14 protein-coding genes are annotated in these 20710 nt (G+C 66.8%); 7 read left to right on the top strand and 7 right to left on the bottom strand.

The window, feature by feature from the left end; translation table 11 throughout:
• Nucleotides 1–273 precede the first annotated feature (273 nt).
• The 3 genes from RM445_RS19470 to RM445_RS19460 all read right to left on the bottom strand — a co-directional run bounded on the left by RM445_RS19470 (nucleotide 274) and on the right by RM445_RS19460 (nucleotide 6012).
• Nucleotides 274–3957 (bottom strand): NACHT domain-containing protein, encoded by a 3684-nt coding sequence (locus tag RM445_RS19470; protein WP_311558130.1) that lies wholly within the window; start codon nucleotides 3955–3957, stop codon nucleotides 274–276.
• 986 nt (nucleotides 3958–4943) lie between these two features.
• Nucleotides 4944–5375, bottom strand: coding sequence for a pyridoxamine 5'-phosphate oxidase family protein (locus RM445_RS19465; protein WP_311558128.1), 432 nt, complete (start codon nucleotides 5373–5375; stop codon nucleotides 4944–4946).
• 364 nt (nucleotides 5376–5739) lie between these two features.
• Complete coding sequence (locus RM445_RS19460; RefSeq protein WP_311558127.1) at nucleotides 5740–6012, bottom strand: helix-turn-helix domain-containing protein; 273 nt, start codon at nucleotides 6010–6012, stop codon at nucleotides 5740–5742.
• Between the two features lie 273 nt (nucleotides 6013–6285).
• On the opposite strand from RM445_RS19460, the gene RM445_RS19455 reads away from it, so the two are divergent.
• On the top strand, nucleotides 6286–6411 hold the full coding sequence (locus tag RM445_RS19455; RefSeq protein ID WP_311558126.1) for a hypothetical protein: 126 nt from the start codon (nucleotides 6286–6288) through the stop codon (nucleotides 6409–6411).
• A 156-nt stretch (nucleotides 6412–6567) separates the two neighbouring features.
• Here RM445_RS19455 and RM445_RS19450 read toward each other — a convergent pair whose 3' ends face one another.
• Complete coding sequence (locus tag RM445_RS19450; protein WP_311558124.1) at nucleotides 6568–8037, bottom strand: sugar porter family MFS transporter; 1470 nt, start codon at nucleotides 8035–8037, stop codon at nucleotides 6568–6570.
• A 1007-nt stretch (nucleotides 8038–9044) separates the two neighbouring features.
• Here RM445_RS19450 and RM445_RS19445 point away from each other — a divergent pair.
• From RM445_RS19445 to RM445_RS19435, 3 genes are all read left to right on the top strand, one after another.
• Complete coding sequence (locus RM445_RS19445; RefSeq protein WP_311558122.1) at nucleotides 9045–10076, top strand: Gfo/Idh/MocA family oxidoreductase; 1032 nt, start codon at nucleotides 9045–9047, stop codon at nucleotides 10074–10076.
• A complete protein-coding gene (locus RM445_RS19440; protein ID WP_311558120.1) occupies nucleotides 10073–10873 on the top strand; it encodes a TIM barrel protein in 801 nt (266 codons plus the stop codon). The genes RM445_RS19445 and RM445_RS19440 overlap by 4 nt, the downstream gene beginning before the upstream one ends.
• Before the next feature lie 113 nt (nucleotides 10874–10986).
• Nucleotides 10987–11745, top strand: coding sequence for an IclR family transcriptional regulator (locus RM445_RS19435; protein WP_311558119.1), 759 nt, complete (start codon nucleotides 10987–10989; stop codon nucleotides 11743–11745).
• Nucleotides 11746–11803: 58 nt separating this feature from the next.
• On the opposite strand, the gene RM445_RS32430 is transcribed toward RM445_RS19435, so the two are convergent.
• Together RM445_RS32430 and RM445_RS19430 are read right to left on the bottom strand one after the other, a co-directional pair.
• On the bottom strand, nucleotides 11804–12106 hold the full coding sequence (locus RM445_RS32430; RefSeq protein ID WP_397469364.1) for a helix-turn-helix domain-containing protein: 303 nt from the start codon (nucleotides 12104–12106) through the stop codon (nucleotides 11804–11806).
• Between the two features lie 156 nt (nucleotides 12107–12262).
• Nucleotides 12263–12853: a helix-turn-helix transcriptional regulator gene (locus RM445_RS19430; protein ID WP_311558117.1), complete on the bottom strand. Its 591-nt coding sequence runs from the start codon at nucleotides 12851–12853 to the stop codon at nucleotides 12263–12265.
• A 232-nt stretch (nucleotides 12854–13085) separates the two neighbouring features.
• Between RM445_RS19430 and RM445_RS19425 the strand changes: the two genes are divergently transcribed.
• From RM445_RS19425 to RM445_RS19415, 3 genes are all read left to right on the top strand, one after another.
• Nucleotides 13086–14150 (top strand): LacI family DNA-binding transcriptional regulator, encoded by a 1065-nt coding sequence (locus RM445_RS19425; protein ID WP_311558116.1) that lies wholly within the window; start codon nucleotides 13086–13088, stop codon nucleotides 14148–14150.
• Nucleotides 14151–14630: 480 nt separating this feature from the next.
• Nucleotides 14631–15461: a hypothetical protein gene (locus RM445_RS19420; protein WP_311558115.1), complete on the top strand. Its 831-nt coding sequence runs from the start codon at nucleotides 14631–14633 to the stop codon at nucleotides 15459–15461.
• 16 nt (nucleotides 15462–15477) lie between these two features.
• A complete protein-coding gene (locus tag RM445_RS19415) occupies nucleotides 15478–16386 on the top strand; it encodes a dTMP kinase (protein WP_311558114.1) in 909 nt (302 codons plus the stop codon).
• Here RM445_RS19415 and RM445_RS19410 read toward each other — a convergent pair.
• Entirely contained in the window at nucleotides 16310–20710 is a 4401-nt protein-coding gene (locus RM445_RS19410) for a SpoIIE family protein phosphatase (RefSeq protein WP_311558274.1), read from the bottom strand. The genes RM445_RS19415 and RM445_RS19410 overlap by 77 nt on opposite strands.

Genomic DNA, 20710 nt, shown 5'->3' with positions numbered 1-20710 from the left:
GCGACCTGCGTGTTCAGACTTTCCCTATTTGTTCAAGGCGGCGCCCTCCGGGCGCCGCGCGGCGCCGTGTCCCATGCAGCCGCAAGTGCACGCGCGGGGCGTGCGGCCTGCCGGCCGGTCCCCGCGCGTGCACACTGCCGCCTACTGCGTGCCGAGCCGACGCTGGCCGCATGTAAACCAACGCCTATCGCCGTCGTCCATGCATTCAGCACGCCAATAGACTCGCGTATTGAGTAACGCAGCACGATTTAATCGCTGGACAGGACGGACGCCTCACAGAGTAATGGCGCCTGCCACACCTAGACGCATTAGGACGATGTCGGGAACGCCTACAACGCTCGCCAGCTTCGCATCCCGAAACCGCTCGTTTACGCACACTACGCGCTCGATCGAACCGTCGCGAGCGGATCGAACCTCGATGCCGCCGAAAGCATCCACCACCACGCATCGACTGCCCGCGTCAACAACTGCCATCGACGTACTTTTCGCCACGTTGTCCGCTGCCCAGAGATACTGCCCATCCGAAATTTGGAAAGCTACCAGCTTGCGCGCCGTTACGAGAGTGCCAATTCCCGAAGACTTGTCCGCAAACACCCAATTCTTAATTTGCGTAAATGGTCCGACACTAAGCGCAAGGTCAGTCTCGTCCTCCGGGAATAGCACCACTGCAACACGTTCGCCAGTCAGGTCGTAGGCGACGACTTTATTAGTCGACGTCACGGCCCATAGGAGCTCGCCGGAGTACGTGACACGCAGGAACTCAATGGGGTCACCGAAGGGGACATCTTCATGTGCAACGAGCTCGGTGAAATCAATTCTCCCCATTTCGAGCAGCCTAGTGTCGCCATCGCCTAGCTCTAAAGCATGAATAACGCCAGCGTAATCAAGGAAGAACGTCTTGCCGAGCCTCGAACTGTAGTAGCCGAGCCGCCACCTGTTGCCTGTCTCGACGTTGCCAAGTCTTCGGCCCGCAAAGTCATGTATGTGAATTTCCTCAAGCGTTCGATCGCCGCGATAAGAAACCGCAAAGCCTTCAATATTGCTCTGATCGACTCCCGTAACACCGTCTGCATCCACTACCTTCTCGATGAGCGCGCCGGTCACCGTGTCGTAGAAGTAAAACTGCCCATCCTGTGTTGACGCAATCAACCATTTCGCTCCCACCATTTCGAATTCACGCAGATGCCCAGAAGCGGTATGCACTACCCTTGGATCGTCGACACCAATGCGAGACGAGGAGACCCAAGAAACGATGGAGCCTCCAACGGTAGAAGCGTAGATGGCACCCGTACTAGGCTGAACGAGGACACTGTCAAAGCCGCTGCTATTCAACCCGAAGTATCGACTATTCGTAAGTTTCGCCAGCGAGAGGTCGGCTCCGGTGAAGATTACATTTTCAAAGTCTGTATCGGAGAGATCAGCACCGGCCAAGTTCGTTGCGGTCATGTCGACCTCTCCCTTCCCGAATAAATCAAGTCTCGCGCCACGAAGGCTGGTGCCCGACAGATCCTGGCCACACAACGATCTCGCATCAATTCTCGCGAGTATCGATGCACAGTTGCCACCAACGAAACCCGTTTCCTCGGAAGTCCTGCCACGCGTGTTGCGGATGATGTCGGCCAGCCTAGTCTCGGCCACCTTTGTATCAATCATCGGCAGAAGTAGCTCAAGTACCGCCGGAGAAAGTTGGGCTGAGCCGATTGAGCTAACCAATGCAGCCATAGGTTCGACAGCAAACTCGCTAACCGAATCAACGCCATGTTTATTACTGTTTGGCAACTTTCCCAGTACACTCCATTGAACCCCTGCTCCATTGTCTGCAGAACTACCATCTTCGCAAGCGATAAGCCCAATGAAATCCGAGTTCATAACACCGAGCTCTGCTGCAAACTTGTACGCAACAAAAAACTCTAGCAGCGATTTATGCGCTGGACTGTAATCGCCTTGGCTATTCCGAATTAGCAGTGACTGACCCATCATATCGTGATGCCAGTGATCCAGATCACGCTCTTCGCGGACAGCATCGCCGAAACATGCGCGGATTCGTTCCGGGAACTCTCGATAATTGATACTCATGCTCGCCGTCGACAGCATTTCCCATGACAACTCCGAAAGGAAGTAAACCTTGTCTCGCGTCGAAGTAAAGGTGCGCTCGGCGTGAATATCCCGGGTTATTTTGCGCCGTACAGCGTACAGGTAAATACGAGCAATATCGACGGCGCCCCCTGCAGATATCTCGGGCAGGGCGTCTAACACGAGCTCACTCATTACCGGCCTGCGCATGAGATCCAGCAGATCGGAGTTCGCCATGATTGTGTCTATAGTAGTATCATCAGTTAAGTGCTTTAAAAGTTCCCGTACCTGAACATCGTCAAAAGGCAGGATGTCCACGACCTCAAACTGGGGTGGCTCGCCTGTCAGATTCTGCGTGGATGCCCTGAGGCGGGCGCTCAAAAGGTCTCGACTCTCAGCTGCTTCCGGAAAGTGTTCTGTCCGACACGTCAGTAGAACCTTAGCATTATCTGTGACAGCACGAGCGAGCTCCCAAAAGTTGTTAATTCTTGCTTGTCGATCTACTCGATCGGCCATCTCATCGAAGCCATCGAAGATCAGTAAGAGTCGGCCTGTCCGGTTCAGGTATTCGAACGCCGAATAACCCGGGAGGTTGACCTCGTGCTTGCGGAAGAAAAACTCGGAGAATAACGATTCAATCGATACGGCCTTCGCATAATCTCTGAGCGGCACGAGCAATGGTAGTCGCGGTCGCGGAAGCCCGCGCTTCTTGGCCTGTCGGTACTGTTGGGCACGTGTCCAAGCGAAGTGAATACAGAACCACGTCTTTCCTGTGCCAAACTCTCCAAGCACGGACAAGTGTTCCATGGTTGAATCCGCTAGCCATGTTTCAACGTAGTGTTCCAACCCGCCGTCACCGGAAAGATAGGTACTCTGATGTCGGACTACTCCGGCCGGATCTACTTCATCCTTCTTGCACCCCACCTGCACATATCGAGTATCGATTCCCCGCCGCTGAACTTCGCTCTCGAGCCACTGCAAGTAGGGATCGAAGTCAGCGTCTTGATCAATTAACGAGTCGAGCGTATAGCAAGCAACTCGATTTCCGGTGCCGATAACCATGCTTGCGGCTGCCGCACTGATTCGACGCGGAACGACTAGCCAACCCTCGTCGGCCGATTTAGTCCGAACCAGGGTAGCTAGCTCGTCAACGTCTTCCGCCGTTGCCTCTCCGGCAACTCCTCGTACTATTATTCGATCATATCGGCGTCGCGCAGGTACATTTATGATCCACGTAAACTGTAACTCTGTGCTTAACTCGTAGGTCTCAAACCGATACCCAATCGCCTTAAACCACTCGCGCACTTCTTTACGAAGAGCTTCAAGAGCAGCAGCATTACCAGTAGGCGGGTCTGGAGTGAGCCTCTGAACATCTGAGACGGCACGAGTCTCATTAATCTGCTGTTTCAACTCCGAGAGAACGATGTGGAGACTCTTGCCGTACTGCTCAATCTTCCGTTCTGAGCGAACAGTCGCCGGGCTACGGGTCCGATCAACGACCGCATCAAACATCGCCGTGAAGCCTGCAAGGTCGCGACGGAAGTCGTAATCAAGTCGACCTAACGCACCTGTCTCATCGTTCCATCTAAAGATCTCATCCGCCTCCCTATTCAGATAAGTTGTATCGCCGGTTTCAAACGACCTGCGGAAGGCTGACTGAATATACTCGTTCCGAAAGAAATTGATGATCGGTTCGGGCATGCCATAACAGTACTCAATAAGTGCATACGTGTACACACCTTCAAAGTTTGACGGCGGCATATCAGGCGCCAGCTTGAACTTCTTAAGTAGTGCCACTACTTCCTCCTGGCGCTTCAACCGATCAATTGCCGGCTTCGCAGCAAGTGAAATCAGTGTCTTCACAACAGTTTCGAGCAGGCTCACTTCGACTCCTTTGACGGCCGAGAGTAGTGGCGTCCCACCGTAGCGTTCGGATCACCGCGCTGCAGGAGCGGGGTGAGATCGACATAGACTGCGCAATCCTAGCTTCACTGCGGGATCACACTCCGTCGGGAATGTCGGTAATACTTCTTGAGCAAGTGATGGCGCTGCGGCGGTCTGCACCAGAGTATCGAGACGTTGGTGGTCAATTGTTCGTCAGGACAGCCCCGAACAGCAACAGACGGCGGGTGGCAGTCCGGTCCGGCGAAGCTTGCCAGAACGGACCGACGCTGATTGCTGCAGGTACGTCGGAAGCGCGGATGCGTTTCGGTTCAACGTGGTTGAGCAGGTCGGTGGAGTGTCTGCCCATCGAGATACGGCGATGTCCCTCATGGATGCGTGAATGAGTCACAACCAACGACAGGCCCTCGCCGGGCGGGCAGGTCTCCGGGATGGTCGGGAGCGTGGCACCCCGACGACCTCCCCGAGGGCTACCACACGTCGTCCCGGAGGCAGAGCTGCCCGAGCTCGGCCGGCGGCTGAGTTGAGGGCTGCCCCCGGGCCGACGCGCGGTCGGGCTGCGCCAGGTCGACGGGATGCCACGCGAGCCCGGGTCGGTTCGGCGGAGCAAACCCGGAGCGGACCACCTGCGAGCGCCCGTCACGCCCTGAGACGCACGAGCAGGAACACGCAGCTCAACCGGCACACGACGACACCAGGCATCACCGGCCAACAGCCCGCGTCCACGTTCGGGACGAAGAGATCGAATTACCGAATGCATATGTGTATATGCGCGGCCCGCGGCCGGCCCTGGCACTGCAGTCGGTCGCCGTCCTCCGACATGACCTCGGCAGCAGGACACCTGCCGGACTGTGCACACGCTCGACCGAATCTGCCCATGGCGTCGAGCCGTCGAGCGATCTTTCGGTCTGCGGGATCCACGACAACCACCCGTTGAGCGTTTCTCCTCCTTTCCAGTTTGCCTTGGGCTACCGCCGGTCCATGGGTAGCTTGCGGAAGTCCCAACTGACGATCTTCTCGGGTTTGAGCCGCAGCCACGCGTGACGGCCGTCGCGATCCACAACCCCGCCGGTGTACCGGTCGGCGAACACCTGCTCGACGGCCTCGAGTTCCGGATGCGGTTCGCCCGTGCGCGGCACCTCGCCGACCACCTCGGCGCGTCCCCGCAGTTCCACCCCGCGCAGCTCGCCGTACGTCTCGCCGGTGTCGACGACGACCGCGATGCGCGGGTCGCGCTGGAGATCCGCCCAGCGCTGGCTGCGGGTGATCGAGGTCAGCCACAAGAAGCCCGCATGCCAGGCGAACCACAGCGGAGTTACATGCGGCCCGGTCAGAGCGACCGTCGCGACGCGACAAGTGCGCTGTTCGGCGAGGAACGCGTCGACCTCGTCGTCCGTCATGGCAATTGCACGAGCGCGGCGTTGCGGTTTCACGCCATCTCCTCTTCGAAGGGCTCGGCGGGTGGGCAGCGGACCCACAGCATTCAGCACTTACCCGGTGGAGGCCTGACGCCACGCCCTCACACCGGCGGCGTTCACGCCGACGGGCGGCCGCGTCCCGGCGGGCATCAAGCGCAGCATCCGAGACATCACGGGCCGTCCAGGACCACACGGCGCGGCAGTTCGACCAGCAGAGACAGGAGCGGGAGCTGGGCGCGCCGGGGTGAACGAAAGTTGGCTAGAGGGCTCTGCGGTTCCGAAGCGTGGTCTTGCCGAACCTGCCGGGAGCGCAGACCGGGGCATGCCCTCGCGAGCGCGACGCTGTTCAGAGGAGCCGGAGCTGCTTGGCCCGCCGGACGGCGTCGCGTCGACCGGCGGCGCCGAGTTTGCGGTAGATCATGCGCTGATGAGTTTTCACGGTGTTCACCGACAGGTACAGCTGCGCGGCGATCTCGGAGTTGGACAGGGTGCTCGCGAGGTAGCGCAGGACGACCTGCTCGCGCTCGGTCAGGGGGTCGACGAGCGTGGCCGGTGCAGGGAGAGGCCGGTCGTCGTGTGGGGACATCCGGCCCAGCAGGTCCACGGCGAAGGCGGCCACCGCAACAGCGCGCTTCGAAGAAGCTCCGGCTGCGTCCTCGGGACACCGAGCCTCTCAAGTGGATCTGGCGCGAGGGATCTCGGCGTCCTGACAACTCGCTTCGCGCTCGGACGTAGCAACCCGCGGTGGCCATGACGTGGGCCGCCAGTTCGCGTCGTCGGCTGGGTGTCAGCTTGACGTTCGCGTGTTGCAGTGATGAGGGCAACCTTCTTGATTCCTGATCGACCCGTAAAGTATCTCTCGTACCCCTTCGCCGAACAAGGAGCAGGAACCATGACCGAGATGCTGCGGCGCGCCCTGCGCCGTCTCGAGACCGTCGCTGAGTCGTCCTTCGCCACCGTCGGCTCGATACTCAGCCGCCACTACGGAGCGCTGTCGCACCCCTCATCGCGCGCCTGACGAGTAGGGCCGGGTGGCGACGCCGGCTTACGACAGCACGCAGGCCGCCGGTGAACCCTCATGGGTCGACCGGCGGCCTGCGTACGTCTGACTTCCTCCATGATCTGCGACTGGACCGTGAACAGCCGGGCTCGTCCGACGTGCCTGGCCCGACGTCTACTTTCTGCCGATGGAGTGGAAGATGGAGCCGTCGGTGACGTGCTCCTCCAGTTCCTCGAGCGTGTGGCCCTTGGTCTCGGGAACGTTCTTCAGGAAGAAGAAGAACGCAATGACGTTCAGTGCCGCGAAGGCGAAGAAGGAACCGGAGATCCCGATCGCGGCGATGATCGTCGGGAAGAAGAGCGTGAGGAACCCGTTGGTCATCCACAGGACGGCGACTGCCAGGCCCATGCCGAAGGCGCGGATCTTCTGCGGGAAGATCTCCGAGAGCGTCACCCAGGTGGCGATGTTCAGGAAGAGCTGCATCGAGCCGACGAAGAACACGATCAGGATCAGCAGGACGTACGGCTTGGCCGCGCCGCCGTCGGGCAGTACCACGTCGGCCGTGCCAATCAACACGTGTGAGAAGGCAACGAGGGCGTAACCCACCAAGAACGTCTTGCGGCGGCTGACGCGGTCCATCATCTGCAGCGCGATGAGCGCGGTGATCACCGAGATCGCTGCCGGGGCGATGTTCGCGATGAGCGCGCCACCGGTACCGAATCCGGCCTCTTCGAGCACGTCCGAGCCGTAGTACAGGATCGAGTTGATGCCGGTCGTCTGCTGGAAGAAGCCGATCCCGCAGCCGACCAGGATGATCCTCACCAGGTTCTTGTTGTGGAAGATCTTGCCGATATCTTCGGAGACGCGCTGCTTCTCGATTTCCCTCGTGTGGATGATGTCGTCGAGCTCCGGCTTGGCGCGACCCGGGGGGCGCATGCTCTCGAGGATCTCGAGTGCCTCGTCGTCGCGGCCCTTGTCGGCGAGCCAGCGCGGGGACTCCGGCATCCGGGACACGCCGAGGAGGAGCAGGATCGCTGGGATTGCTGCCAGCGCGAACATGATGCGCCAGACCCAGGGATACTGATCGCCCCAGACGTTGCCGATGATCGCGTTCATGATGATGGCCACCAGTTGGCCGGTGACGATCATCATCTCGTTGCGGCCGGCGAGCGAGCCGCGGATCTCGTAGGGAGCGAGCTCGGCCAGGAACACCGGCACCACGACCGCGGCCGCACCCACGGCGAGGCCCAGTACGACCCGACCGACGACGACAACGGCAAGGCTCGGCGCGATGCTCACGACGGCCACGCCGATGATGAACATGACCGCCAGCACCGCGATGGTCCGCTTGCGCCCCCAGGCGTCAGAGATGCGTCCGCCGGTGAAGGCGCCGATCACGGCCGCATACACGAGCGCAGACGCCGCGACGCCCAGGCCCAGCGGGGAGAGGTCCAATTGATCTGGCCTCGCCATGAAACCACCAGCGCCGTTGATCACGCTCGTGTCGTAGCCGAAGAGCAGACCGCCAAAAGTCGCAACCAGTGCGACGAATCCGAGGCGCCTCCGATATGGGCCCGGAGTGAGGGGTGGAAGCTTCGTTTCGCCAGCTGATGCGCCGTGACCGGCTACGCCGCCGCCTGCCATGTTGACTCCTTTGTCTTTTCGTTAAAGTCGACACGCTTGAAGTGGCTCGTCGTTCGCTGCCGGCTCAGGAGCACCAACCCGGCACGCATTGGCGGAGGCGGCTGGTAGTAAGTGATGCGGGCGTAGCCGTCAGACGATCAAGACCGTCAGTGTGAACTTCGGAGCCTGGAACTGCTGCGCGTGTGAATCGGATGCCGAACCATCCCTGCTGCCTCAACTTTGAGCGCGGCTTCCACTCAAGGCGCATAGCTCCATGCGAACGTGACCCGGCGCTGCTCCACAAACGTCGTCCCGAGGCCACGAGCGCATCGTCGGACACGCGCTCCATGTCGTCCACAGGAAGTGTGAAGGTGTCGCTGCTGGACGCATGCAGTCGCACACGAGCGCCCGCATCAGAAGCCTGCGACCAGGAGCATGCCTGTCGACAGAACTCTCAATGGTCAGTTCGTTCTGGCTCTAACGCACGATGCGTGATCGACCGCGGCTGGGGATAGTCCTCACGGGCCAGCCTCGCGCGCCGCGGAGGTTGCCCGCCCGCACTGTGTAGCTCGAGGTCGACGCCCTGCTCCTCAGCTGCGACCAGACCACGCTGGGCAGGGCGACGCGACCGCACACCTCTGCTGCTCACCCTTCAGAGCGGGCATGGCTTGCGCTGTCGATCTGGTCGAGCCCATCTGCGAGGGTCAGGCGTTGCGTCCAGAGGCGTCCACCGGCGACACCCTGCAGTCACGAGTGGACGGTGGGCAGCCCGCCGACCCAGGATGGCCGCGTGACGGGTGGCCAGTGGTGACCAACGCCGACGGCCCCCGGCTGCTCGACCCACGGCGCGAACCGTCGGAGAAACCCGCCACGGGGTTGCTGGTCGATCACGAGAAGTCAGCGCGTGCCTAAACGTTGATCTCTTACTCGAGGATCTAGTCACGGCCGGCCACCTCACCAGCGGAGGGCCGGCGTGCTTGGCGAGCGCGAGTGGTGTGACCACGTTGATGATCGCAAGGAGGACGCACATGAGTGACGTCGAGGCAAATCGACCGGTCGGCATGGCCCTGATCGGGTCGGGCCGGATGGGCGCGTATCACGGGCTGACGCTCGCCCAGCGGCTGCCGGGTGCGCGGTTGGTCGCGATTGCAGACCCCGCTCCCGATGCAGCCGAGAAGCTGGCGGCCACGCTCGGCGCCGACTCGGCGTACACCGACGCGGCGGAGGCATTCGCCGACCCCGCGGTCGATGCGGTGGTCATCGCGGCACCGGCCCGGTTCCACACCGATCTCGTGGTGGCGGCTGCCGCTGCGGGCAAGGGTGTGTTCTGCGAGAAGCCGATGGCGCTGACGATCGCCGACGCCGACCGGGCGATCGACGCGGCGCGGGCTGCCGGAGTGGTCCTGCAAGTGGGGTTCAACCGGCGGTTCGCGCCGGACTGGGCGGCCGCCCGTGCCCTGCTCGACGACGGCACGCTGGGCACACCGCGGCTGGTGCGTTCGGTAACTCGTGACCCGGGTGGTTTCGATCCGTCGCGGGTTCCCCCGAACACGATCTTCAACGAGACGCTGATCCACGACTTCGACGCGTTGCGTTTCCTCAACCCGGGCGCCGAGGCGGTCGAGGTGTACGCGACGGCGGATGCGCTCGTCGAGCCCGACTGGAAGGACCGCGGCCTGCTCGACACAGCCGTGGTGATCGTGAAGTTCGACAACGGCGCGGTCGGTGTCGCCGAGGCGTGCTTCGAAGCGGCATACGGCTACGACGTGCGCGGGGAGGTGTTCGGTTCGGGTGGCATGGCCACGATGGGTGACGGGCGCCGGACCGGAATGACGTTCTCCGGACCGAACGGCCGCGCTGTGGAGACAACTCGCAGCGACCAGGAGCTGCTCGGCAGCGCTTACGTGGGTGAGCTTGCGGCCTTCGTCGAGGCTGTTCGCAGCGGTAGCCCGGCTTCGGTCGGTGGCGAGGACGCCCGTGCCGCGTTGGCCATCGCGCTGACATCGGCGGAGTCCATGCGGGTCGGTGGGCCGGTGCGAATCGCGGAGGTAGGCAAGTGAGCGACCGGATCAACACCGGTAGTTCCTACCGGCTCGCGGTGTCCGCAGAGATGGTGTTCGTCGACCTGCCCTTCGAGGAGCGGGTCCGGCGGATCTCCGACGCGGGGTTCGACGTCGAGATCTGGGACTGGACCAAGAAGGACATCGATGCGCTGGTGGGCACAGGTGCTCGGTTCGCGTCGATGACCGGGTACGTCACCGGCACGCTGGCCGACCCGGACGGGGCCGAAGAGCTGCTGCGTACGGCCGAGGAGTCGCTCAAGGTCGCTGAGAAGCTGGACTGCCCGAGTCTGAACGTGCACGGCACGGGGTTGGACGGCAGGGGTTTGCCGGTGGTGGCGTCCGAGGTTGTCACCCCGGGAATGTGGCTGCAGGCGGTGAAGACTCTGTCACGGCTGGCCGAGCTGGGGGAGCGGGCCGGGCGGGTGTTCACGCTGGAGAACCTCAACACCGTCGTCGACCACCCCGGCACGCCGTTCGCAAAGGCCGCGGACACTCTGGCTCTTGTGGAAGCTGTCGACAGCCCGCACGTGCGGATGAACTTGGATCTCTACCACGCCCAGATCGGCGAGGGGAACCTCGTGCAGCTGGTCGAGCGGGCGCTGCCGGCGGTCGGGGAGATCCAAGTCGCGGACGTCCCCGGGCGCTGTGAGCCGGGCACCGGGGAGATCCACTACCCGGCGGTCGCAGCGGCGTTGCACCGCCTCGGCTACGACGGTGTCGTCGGGCTCGAGGGCTGGGCGTCGGGCGATCCGGAGCTTGCCCTGCAGCGCTTCCGCACGGCCTTCACCGTGTAGCGGTAGCCGCCAATGGGCGACAGGCGCGTCTCCGCTGCGTACGTTCTTTCAGTCTTGGGAAGGGTATGTCGGGCAACTCCAGCGAGCCGCATCGGACCGTCACGAGCAAGACCGTGGCAATTCTCTTGGCGCTGACGACAGGTCAGAACCATACCCTTTCCACGATCGCTCGCGATACGGCCCTGCCGCGATCCACGGTGTACCGGCTGATTTGTCAACTCGTCGCCTCACCGCTCGTCGAGTGCGAAAATGGCAAGCAATACCGACTAGGAACACCGTTGCTCAGCCTGGCTTGTGCACCAGTGTCGCCGACCCTGAATTCACTTGGTCCACTGATCGTTGACGACCTCGTCGATGCGCTGAGAAGTACTGTGCGCCTCGGCGTGGTCGAGGCGGGGGAAATCGCCTACATCGTCAGGGAGACTGGCTCGAACCCGGGAACATTGTTCCCCAATCGTGCCAGGCTGCCGTTGCACGCTACGGCCATGGGTAAAGCACTCCTGGCCTTCGGCTCGACAGCGTCGATACACGCCGCAGCGGCAGTCGGACTGACGAGATTCACGCCGCGAACCATCACCGAGAGCGCAACGCTCCGATACGATCTCCTGCGGACGCGGCTACGCGGATACGCAACCTCTGACCGCGAGCTGGACCCGACCGTACGCGCTGTAGGTGTCCCCGTGCTCGACTCACGTGGCACGGCCACAGCCGCGATTGAGGTTTACGTGACCGACCTGAGCGAACGGGCTCTCGCACACGTCACCCCGGCGCTCAGCGTGGCCGCACACGCCCTCGCCCGCCAGCTCGACGGAACATACGAGAACGGCCGGGATGACGAGGGTAGGCAGGCCTCCGGCAGTAGCCATTCGTGATGCGAGGAGCTCGCTGAGACTGGTGAGCCTGCTCCAATTGGGCGCTACGATCCCGTAGTCAGGCTGGAAAGTTTTTATCCCTCAGGCGGCCGATAGCCGCATTATGATCGCTGCCAGACGTACTCTGTTCGCGCTGATCGGTCACCGAGAGCGGTGCGGAGTCGGGCAGTGTGACCGTGCTCAAGCGCCGCAGCGTCGGTCCGATGCGATACCGCATATCGCTGGTTCGAGCAAGGGCTCCCCACTCGGTCAGCTCTCCGGCTAATCGGTGAGTGGTCGACGACGACAACCCTGTTCGCCTTCTGATGTCCGCAAGCCCTAGAACGGGATGATCTTGCGAGAAAGCGGAGAGAATTGCCATCACTCGGGCCGTCACTGTTCGAGGTGTGCCTTCCCTGCGCCTCCCCGACACCGGTCAGTCCTCCAGTTTCTGGGGTCGAGCATCAACGAGCAGCACGACCGACCCGTCATATCCCAATAGCTCTACCACCTCTATGGCGCGCTCTAGCCTCTGCGCTCACGACTCTTGACCACCATGAGTCGGCGTCGCCGTTTGCTCTCCGGCCAGCGAGTTGACGTACGCCTCGATATCGGCGAGACGAAGTCGGGACGCCCGTTCGATGTGCAGCAGTGGAAGTTGACCGTGAGCAATGAGGCGCTCAACGGTCCGTACCGAGACGCCGAGCAACTCTGCGGCCTCGGCCTTGCTCACCAATAGCCGCCCCGTCATCTTGTCATCGTGAGCCGCCCGGCTCATCGCCGTCCACTCATGTTCAGCAAGTGTCGCTACCTGGCGCGTCTGGACGTAATGCACGAGCACTGCCGCCAGCTCATCGACCGACGGGGGGACCCGAAGCGCGTCCTGACGCAGGTTGCGAACGTGCATCGTCATCGCCAGCGCCAGGTGCTCCAGGAGCTCGCCGAGATGGCTGCCGCCCCCGTTGCTGGACTTGGTCAACGAGTACCTTCCGTTGTTGCGGTGCAAGTCGGTCGTCGTGCGTCGTTGGCCGCTCGAAAGAGCCGTGCCGGAGATCGCTGGATGCGGGGCGGCGATTGCCCGCGTTCCTGCTGTCCGTCGCCCGCGGTCCGTGCTCAGGTAGTGGGCCACCCCCTTGCTCCTTCCACGGCAGACGGTCAACCGGCAGCGGCGCTGCCAGAGTCGGTTCGAGCCCACGCGGTGTCGTCCACGTTCTCGACGCCGTACAGGCTGAGGCTTCGACTTTGGGTGCACGGCGCTCAGATCATCAGGGCCATCGAGTCGCCCGATTGACCTAGAACGTTCTAGGGGTAGGGTAAGGCTCGTTGTGCGTCGGGTCAAGGCTTCAGCCCTAGAACGTTCTATGATCAGGGGGTACTGTGTCGACGTGACAGAAGCAGAGCGCCCGAATCGGCCGCGGCGGCCAACGCTGGCAGACGTCGCAGCTCGGGCAGGGGTATCGGTCGCGCTGGTGTCGATCGTGATGCGAGGCGTGCCCGGAGCCAGCGCGGACTCACGGCGCCGGGTAATGGAGGCCGCCGACGAGCTGGGCTATCGTCCCGACAGCCGTGCCCGGCTTTTGCGCAGCAGCAACAGCCGGTTGATCGGCGTCACGTTCGGAGTCCAGCACCCCTTCCACGGCGATCTGCTCACGGGCCTGTACACGGCGGCTGAGGAGGCGGGCTACGAGCTGGCTCTCAGTGCCGTCACTCCGGGCCGTGACGAGGGCCGTGCCGTGGCGAGTCTGCTGCAGGACCGCTGCGAGGCGCTCATCCTGCTCGGTCCTCACTCGCCGACGTCCTACTTGGCTGAGCTCACCACGCGGCTGCCGGTTGTCGTCGTCGCCCGGGCCGTGCGCCACCGTGCCCTCGACGTCGTCCGCACCGCTGACGCCCTGGGCATGCACCAAGCTGTCGATCACCTCGTCGCACTCGGGCACAGCCGAATCGCCCATATCGACGGCGGTCGCGCGCCCGGCACGGCTGAACGGCGGCGTGGCTACCGCGAGGCGCTCGACCGGCACGGCCTCGCCGACACCGCCGTCGTCCTTCCGGGCGGCCTCACCGAGGACGACGGTGCCACCGCTGCACGCGCCCTTCTCGCATTGAGGCAGCGGCCTACAGCCGTCACGGTCTTCAACGACCGCTGCGCCACAGGTGTCCTGGATGTTCTCCACGGCGCGGGGCTGTCCGTGCCGCGTGACATGTCCGTCATCGGGTTCGACGACGACCGCCTTGCCCGTCTTTCCCACATCGCTCTGACCACGGTGGCCCAAGACACCGAGCAGCTCACCGCCCAAGCCGTCGCTCGCGCCGTCGGCCGGCTCGACGGGACAACCGCGGCTGAACGGGAGGTGGTGATCCCACCCCACCTCGTCGTCCGTGCTACCACCGGTGCCCCGATGCAGGCGTTCGCCGAGACCATCTAGTTGCTGGTTGTCCTGGGCCGTGTCGTTGGTGGCACCAGGCCGACGAGATGGCAGTGGCGCAACAAGGCGCTACGGGTACTCGGCGTTGTGACCAGATCTGTGACCACGAAGCTGCGGCATCGCTCGATCCGGGCGTGTCCTGGTGAGACGACTGCAGGCTCGCGCGGCAGGTCGGAGGGACATCAGCGGCACCTATGAGACGCCGTGCGCCGTGCTGCTCCCGACTCATAACCCAGAGGTCGTAGGTTCGAATCCTACCCCCGCTACCAGCCTAAACGGCCCTCGGGAGATCCTCCCGGGGGCCGTTTCGCGTTGTCCGGTAGTACCCCGCGCAGGGTGCGTGGTCGGCACTGCCGGGGGCCTGCCCTACCTCGCGAGGTAGGGCGCAGGAGTGCAGGCCGCGGGTCTGCCTCATGTCGTCCGGGGTCTGCGGTTGCCACGCTCGATGCACAACGAAGCATCCAGCGCAGGGAGCTGCAGATGACCCGGCCCGAGAACGTGAATGGACCCTTCGGCGGCCCGACCCAGCAGTGGGCCTGGCCCGCGGCCCCCGCTGGTCGGCAGTTCCCGGACCCGGCCTCGGGGGCGCAGCCGCCGTACCCGGCTTACCAGCAGGCCTACCAGCCCTACCCGCCCCAGCAGGCGCACCCGTCCGCTTGGGCGCAGCCGGCCCGGCCGTTCCCGCCGGCACCGATCGCTCCGGCGACCGCTTCGCGACCCCGCACCCGCCCCTCCGCCGGCAGGATCCTGGTCTACGCCCTGGTCGGGATCCTGATGGGCGGGCTCCTCGGCGGGGCGCTCCTCCTGCTGACGGGCAACGGCACCGTCCCGGGCGGGGCCCCGTCCGTCGCGTCACCGGCCGCCCAGGTGGTGACCATGTCGTTGCCGCCGGTCGTCGACGGGCATCCGCAGATCGACGACGAGTACTCCCGGCAGCTGGTCGACGCGGCGAAGCAGCAACTGGCGGCGGTGACGCCGAACCCGGTCGTGGGCATGTACGGCGACCCCGGGCAGCCGCCCGCGTTCGTGGTCGTCGCCGGCACGACGACGTCCGGTGACCCGGATCTGGTGCTCACGGGCATGGCCGCCGGCTTCCAGCAGTCGCTGGGCGCCCAGGGGCTCGAGTTCGTCGACCAGCCGGCCGGCCCGCTCGGAGGCACGATGCGCTGCGCGCAGCAGACGCCGATGACCACGTGCATGTGGACCGTCGACGGCGCGTTCGGCATGAACATGGTCTTCCAGCAGGACCTGGCGCAGGCAGCGGCGGCGACGCTGCGGGTCCGCGACGCCATCGAGGTCCACGCGAGCTGATCGGTAGGTTGCCGGGGTGCTGACGCCGTTGCTGCAGCGCCTCGGCAGCGTCCTCGACGAGGCCGGGGTCGCCTGGTCGGTCGTGCACGAGGAGTCCGGCCCGCAGATCGACGACGTGACGCTGCACGTGGCGCCCGCGGACGCCGATGTCACCGTTGACGCCCTCGACCGCTGCGGCTTCGCCCCGCTCGGATCCGGAACGGGCCACCTGGCCCCGGACGGACCGCGCTGGCTGCGGGTCCGCCTCGACTCCGGCGGGGCGCCCGGGCGCACCTGCGCCACCTCGCGCGGCGTGACCGTCGCCCTGCTCGGCCCCGACGGCGTGGGCAAGTCGACGCTGCTCGCCGGCCTCGCGACGGCCTACCCGCTGGCGATCCGGCAGATCTACATGGGCATGTGGCAGGGCGCAGGACAACCCGGCTACACCCGTCTCGACGCCGTCCGCGCGATCCTCGTCCGCCCGTTCCGGGTGTGGTGGCGCGTCCTGTGCGGGGCCGTGCACGTCGCCCGCGGGCGGGTGGTCGTGTTCGACCGGTACACCTACGACGCGCTCCTGCCGGTCACGGGCTCCTGGCCCCTGCTCAAGCGGCCCTACTTCTGGGTCCTGGCCCACCTCGCCCCGCGCCCGGACCTCGTGCTGGTGCTCGACCTGCCCGGTGAGGTCGCGTTCGCCCGCAAGGGCGAGTCGACCCCCGAGCGGCTGGAGGCCGTCCGGCAGGGGTTCCTCGCGCTGGTACCGCGGCTGGGTGCCGAGGTCGTCGACGCGGCCGCGCCGCCGGAACAGGTGCGCGCGGACGTCGTGGCCCGGATCTGGCAGCGACACCGGGCGCGGCTCGCCGAAGATCCGGTCAGCAGACCTCGACCGGCAGCGAGGACCGCAGCCCCGTCAGCTCCAGAACCCGCGCCACCCGCGACCCCGCGCTGATCCGCAGCGCGAGCGGTACACCCTGCTCGCGTGCCCGCGTCGCCAGTTCCACGAGCAGCGCCACCCCCGCGCTGCTCACGTAACCCGTCGGGTGCAGGTCGACGACGACCCCGCCGGGCACGAGCGCATCGAGCAGCGCCGGGCGCACAGCGGCCACGCCGTCCAGGTCGAGATCGCCGGTCACCCGGAGCACCGGCGGATCCGTACCCGGCACGGTGGCGACGGACGTCGTGCCGCCGGGCTGGACGGGCCCCACAGCGCGGGGCCGATGCGGAGCGACGGCCGTCGGCACCGGGACCCGGAACGTCACGGTCGTGCCGTCGTCGCCCGCCACGATGCGCACGTCCTTCCCGACGGCGTGGAGCACCTGTACTCCCCGCCCGCGGTGCCCGGCGTCGGTGGGGACCGGGCGCCAGCTGCCGGAGTCGCGCACCTCGACGGCGACGCCGCCGTCCGGTCCGGGACGGCGGTCGAGCGTGTAGCGGAACTCGCCCGCGCCGGTGCTGCCGTAGGCGTGCTCGACGGCGTTCGCCGCGGCCTCGCCCAGCGCGTACTGCAGGTCGTCGAGCACCTCCTCCGGCAGCCCCACCGCCGCGGCCCACTTCTCGACGGCGCGGCGCATCACGCGCAACTGCCGGGGCTCGGCGGGCAGCACCTCGTGCAGTGGTCCGGGCATCAGCCGGACGGCGACGACGGCGATGTCGTCGGGCTGGGCGGCGTCGCCGAGCGCTCCGTCGGCGAGTGCGGTGTCGACGACTGTGCTGACCAACTCGTCGGGGGCGAGGTCGCGGACGCCCGCCGCGGCCCGGGCGAGCCGCTCCAGGCCGTCGTCGAGGACCTCGCCGCGCCGCTCGACGAGCCCGTCGGTGTAGAGCAGCACCGAACTGCCCGGGGCGATGACGGCCTGGGCCTGCCGGTACGGCGGCCGACCGGTGACCCCGAGCACCGTGCCGCCGCCCTCGTCGAGGTAACGCGGGCCCCCAGGCTCGAGCAGCAGCACGGGCGGGTGCCCGGCCCTCGCCCAGCACAGTGCGCCGTCCGCGCAGTCGACGACCAGGCAGACGCAGGTACTGCCGGCGGATCCCGGGACCCGGCGCGCGAAGCGGTCGAGCCGCTCCAGCGCGGCGGCGGGGGTGTGGCCGTCGAGCAGGTACGCGGCCAGCGCGCTGCGGAGCTGGCCCATCACCGCCGCCGCGGTCGCCCCGTGCCCGACGACGTCGCCGACCACCACGGCGACGCGGTGGTCGTCGATCGGCAGCAGGTCGTACCAGTCGCCGCCGGCGGCGACCCCCACGGCGCTGGGCAGGTAGCGGGCGGCGACGCCGAGCCGGGGCAGCTCCGGCAGCTCCGGCGGGAGCAGGCTGCGCTGCAGGACGTCGGCCACCTCGTGCTCGGCCTGGTGCAGCCGCGCCCGGTCCAGCGCCTGAGCGCACTGCCCGGCCAGCGTGAGCACGGCGGCCCGCTCCTGTGCCGAGAAGGTCGGGCGCCCGCCCGGGAAGCGCAGCACGATCGCGCCCAGGGGGCGGGTGGGGCCGCCCAGGACGAGGGGCACGGCGACGAGCGCGCCGGCATCGGGACCACCGCCGTCGCGCCCGGTGCTCTCCCAGAGGGGCTCGCCCGTGCGGGCCGCGTGCGCGGCGGGGTCCGGGTCGTCGAGCGGCAGCCGCCGGACCGCCGCGGGCATCGCGTCCGCGCCCCGGGCGGCGAGCACGTCGAGGTGCTCCCCGGAGCGCAGCAGCACCGCGGCGGAGCTCGCGCCCAGCCGGGCGGTGTGGTCCAGGACGACCTCGGCGACGTCGACGAGGCGGGTCGCGCCGGACAGCGCCCCGACGACCTCGCCGAACTCCTCCGCGGTCCGCCGCGCGGCGCTCTCCGCGGCCAGCAGGCCGGCGCGCTGCAGCGCCTGTGCGCACAGCTTGGCCAGAACGGTCAGCGCCGCGCGTGCTGCACCCGTACGCACGTCGCGGGGATGCCCGCCGAGCCCGACGACGCCGAGGCACATGCCCGCCGCGACCAGCGGGACGCAGTCGACGGCGTCGCTGCCGGGCTCCGCCCACACCGGGCTGCGCGTGCGGGCGGCTTCGGCGGGCGCGTCCGGGGCGGTGACCGGTATGGGCCGTGGCTCGGTGAGGGAGGTCGCGGCGTCGGCCGGCTCGAGCACCGCGTCGTCGCCCGTGCCGGACAGCCGCCACAGCACCACCGCAGTGGCCCGGGCCAGCCCCGCGAACTGCTCGGCAGCGGCCGCGGCGACCTGCTGTGGGGTCGCGGCGGCGGACAGTGCGGCGGTCGCCCGCTGGAGGACCTCCAGCCGGGCCCGGTTGGCCTGCTCCCGCTCCAGCAGCAGCGCGTTGTCCAGCGCGGTCGCCGCGCGCTCGGCGAGATCGGCGAGCAGCGCGATGTCGCCGTCGTCGAACGGGGCGGAGCCGCGGGTCCGGCCGACGGCGAGCAGCCCCGAGGTCTGCCCGCGCGCGGCGAGCGGGACGAGCGCAATCGTCGCGAAGTCCATGCTGCGCCGCAGCTCCCGCTGCCGGTCGTCCGTGCTGCTGGCCTGGATGAAGGCCTCGTCGATCGTGTACTGCCGAACCTCGCCGACGTCCATGGACCTGACCTGCATCCAGCTGACGTCGAGCCGGTGGAGTGTCGCCTCCTGCTCAGGCGTGTGCGCGGCGATGGCACGCCCGTCGGTCGCCCGGCCGTCGTCGATCTCGACGAAGCGCGCCATGTCGACCAGGCCTTCGTCGACGAGCGTGCGGACGAGCATCTGGCGCCGCCCGGTGAGCGTCGTCTCGCGGTCCAGCGCGGCGCCGACCACCGCCAGCAGCCGCTGCCGCTCCCGCTCGCCGACCCGGCTGTCGATGTCCAGGCACCCTCCGACGTAGCCGCCGACGTATCCCTCGGCCGGCGCCCCGCGGTCGAGCACCCACCGGTGGTGGCCGTTGGCGGCACGCAGCCGGTACTCGACCTCGAACGGGCCGCCGTCCGCCGCCGCACGCACCCTGGCGTAGTGCGCGCGGTCCGCCGGGTGGATGCGGTCCTGCCAGGCCAGTCCCAGGTCGGCGTCGGGCTCGGCGCCGGTGAACTCCGACCAGCCGCGGTTGACGAAGAGCCGCCTGCCGCCCGGCCCGTCCGCCCAGATCAGTGCCGGGGTCGAGTCGGCCATCGCCCGAAAGCGGCGCTCGGCCTCGCGGCGTGCGCGGCCGAGCGCGACCCGGCCGTCGACGCGTGCCCGCAGCTCGCGGGCGGAGAATGGCGTGACCAGGTAGTCGTCGGCACCGGCGCCCAGCCCCTCGACGGCCGCCTCGGGCCCGGCCCGTCCCGACATCAGCACCACCGGGACGAGCGAGGTGCGCGGGTCGCCGCGTAGTGCCGTGAGCAGTTCGAGGCCGCTCAGTCCGGGCAGGGAGACGTCGGCGAGGACGAGCTCCGGCGGGTCGGCCACCGCCGCTGCGAGTGCGGCCGTTCCGTCCGCGGCGGTGTCGACGCGATGCGTACGACTGAGGAGGCGCACGAGATAGGCGCGCATGTCGGCGTGGTCGTCGACCACCAGGATCCGGCCCGCGCCGGGGTCGACGGTCGGGATGACCGGCTGTGGGTCGCCCGCGTCGGAGTCGCGCAGCCACCACAACGCCTCCGCGACGTACTCCTCGCGCAGCTCGTCGTCGTCGCCCGGCGGGGCGGCATCGGGGATGCCGGACGGTACGTGAGCACGTCCGAGCGGGACGGCGACCGCCACGGCGAGACCGGACGCCGTCCGGTCCGTGCTCACCGAGCCGCGGAGGAGACCCACCAGCTCTGCGACGAGGGCCGGCCCGATCCCGCCGTCGTCGGGCTGCACCCCGGCCGCGGCGGGGTTGGCGATCCGCAGCACCGCGGAGTCACCCTCCCGCCCCAGCGTGACCGTGATCCGTCCGACGGAGGAGACGGCGACGGCGTGGGCGAGCAGCGTGAGCACCACCTGCTCCCACATCCCCCGGTCGACGAACGCGGGCTCGCCCAGGTCGTGGCAGTCGAGGTCCAGCGCCAGTCCGGCGTGCTCCACCGCGGACCGGAACATCCCGGCCAGGCCCGCGGTGAGGGCCGTGAGGTCGACCGGTTCGACGTGCGGGTCGACCTGCCCCGCGTAGAGCCGCGACAGCTCCAGCAACCGGTCGACCATGTGCCGCAGGCGTTCGGCGTTGCGCTGCACGAGCTCGAGGTCCCGACGGAGCGCCGAGCCGGGCGCGGCGGCCTCGCGCAGCTCGGCGAGCGGGCCGAGCACCAGCGACAGCGGCGTGCGGAACTCGTCGCTGATGCCGGCGAAGAAGGCCGTCTTGACCCGGTCCAC

This window comes from Pseudonocardia charpentierae, assembly GCF_031845345.1.
GTDB classification, from domain to species: Bacteria; Actinomycetota; Actinomycetes; order Mycobacteriales; family Pseudonocardiaceae; genus Pseudonocardia; species Pseudonocardia charpentierae.
This window is presented reverse-complemented; position numbering and strand designations above follow the sequence as displayed.

What these genes read in the sequence shown, in the direction of transcription:
- RM445_RS19420 (WP_311558115.1), top strand. Translation starts at nt 14,631, where the DNA reads ATGACCCGGCCCGAGAACGTGAATGGACCCTTCGGCGGCCCGACCCAG.
- RM445_RS19450 (WP_311558124.1), bottom strand. Translation starts at nt 8,037, where the DNA reads ATGGCAGGCGGCGGCGTAGCCGGTCACGGCGCATCAGCTGGCGAAACG.
- RM445_RS19445 (WP_311558122.1), top strand. Translation starts at nt 9,045, where the DNA reads ATGAGTGACGTCGAGGCAAATCGACCGGTCGGCATGGCCCTGATCGGG.
- RM445_RS19465 (WP_311558128.1), bottom strand. Translation starts at nt 5,375, where the DNA reads ATGACGGACGACGAGGTCGACGCGTTCCTCGCCGAACAGCGCACTTGT.
- RM445_RS32430 (WP_397469364.1), bottom strand. Translation starts at nt 12,106, where the DNA reads ATGGCAATTCTCTCCGCTTTCTCGCAAGATCATCCCGTTCTAGGGCTT.
- RM445_RS19455 (WP_311558126.1), top strand. Translation starts at nt 6,286, where the DNA reads ATGACCGAGATGCTGCGGCGCGCCCTGCGCCGTCTCGAGACCGTCGCT.
- RM445_RS19425 (WP_311558116.1), top strand. Translation starts at nt 13,086, where the DNA reads ATGATCAGGGGGTACTGTGTCGACGTGACAGAAGCAGAGCGCCCGAAT.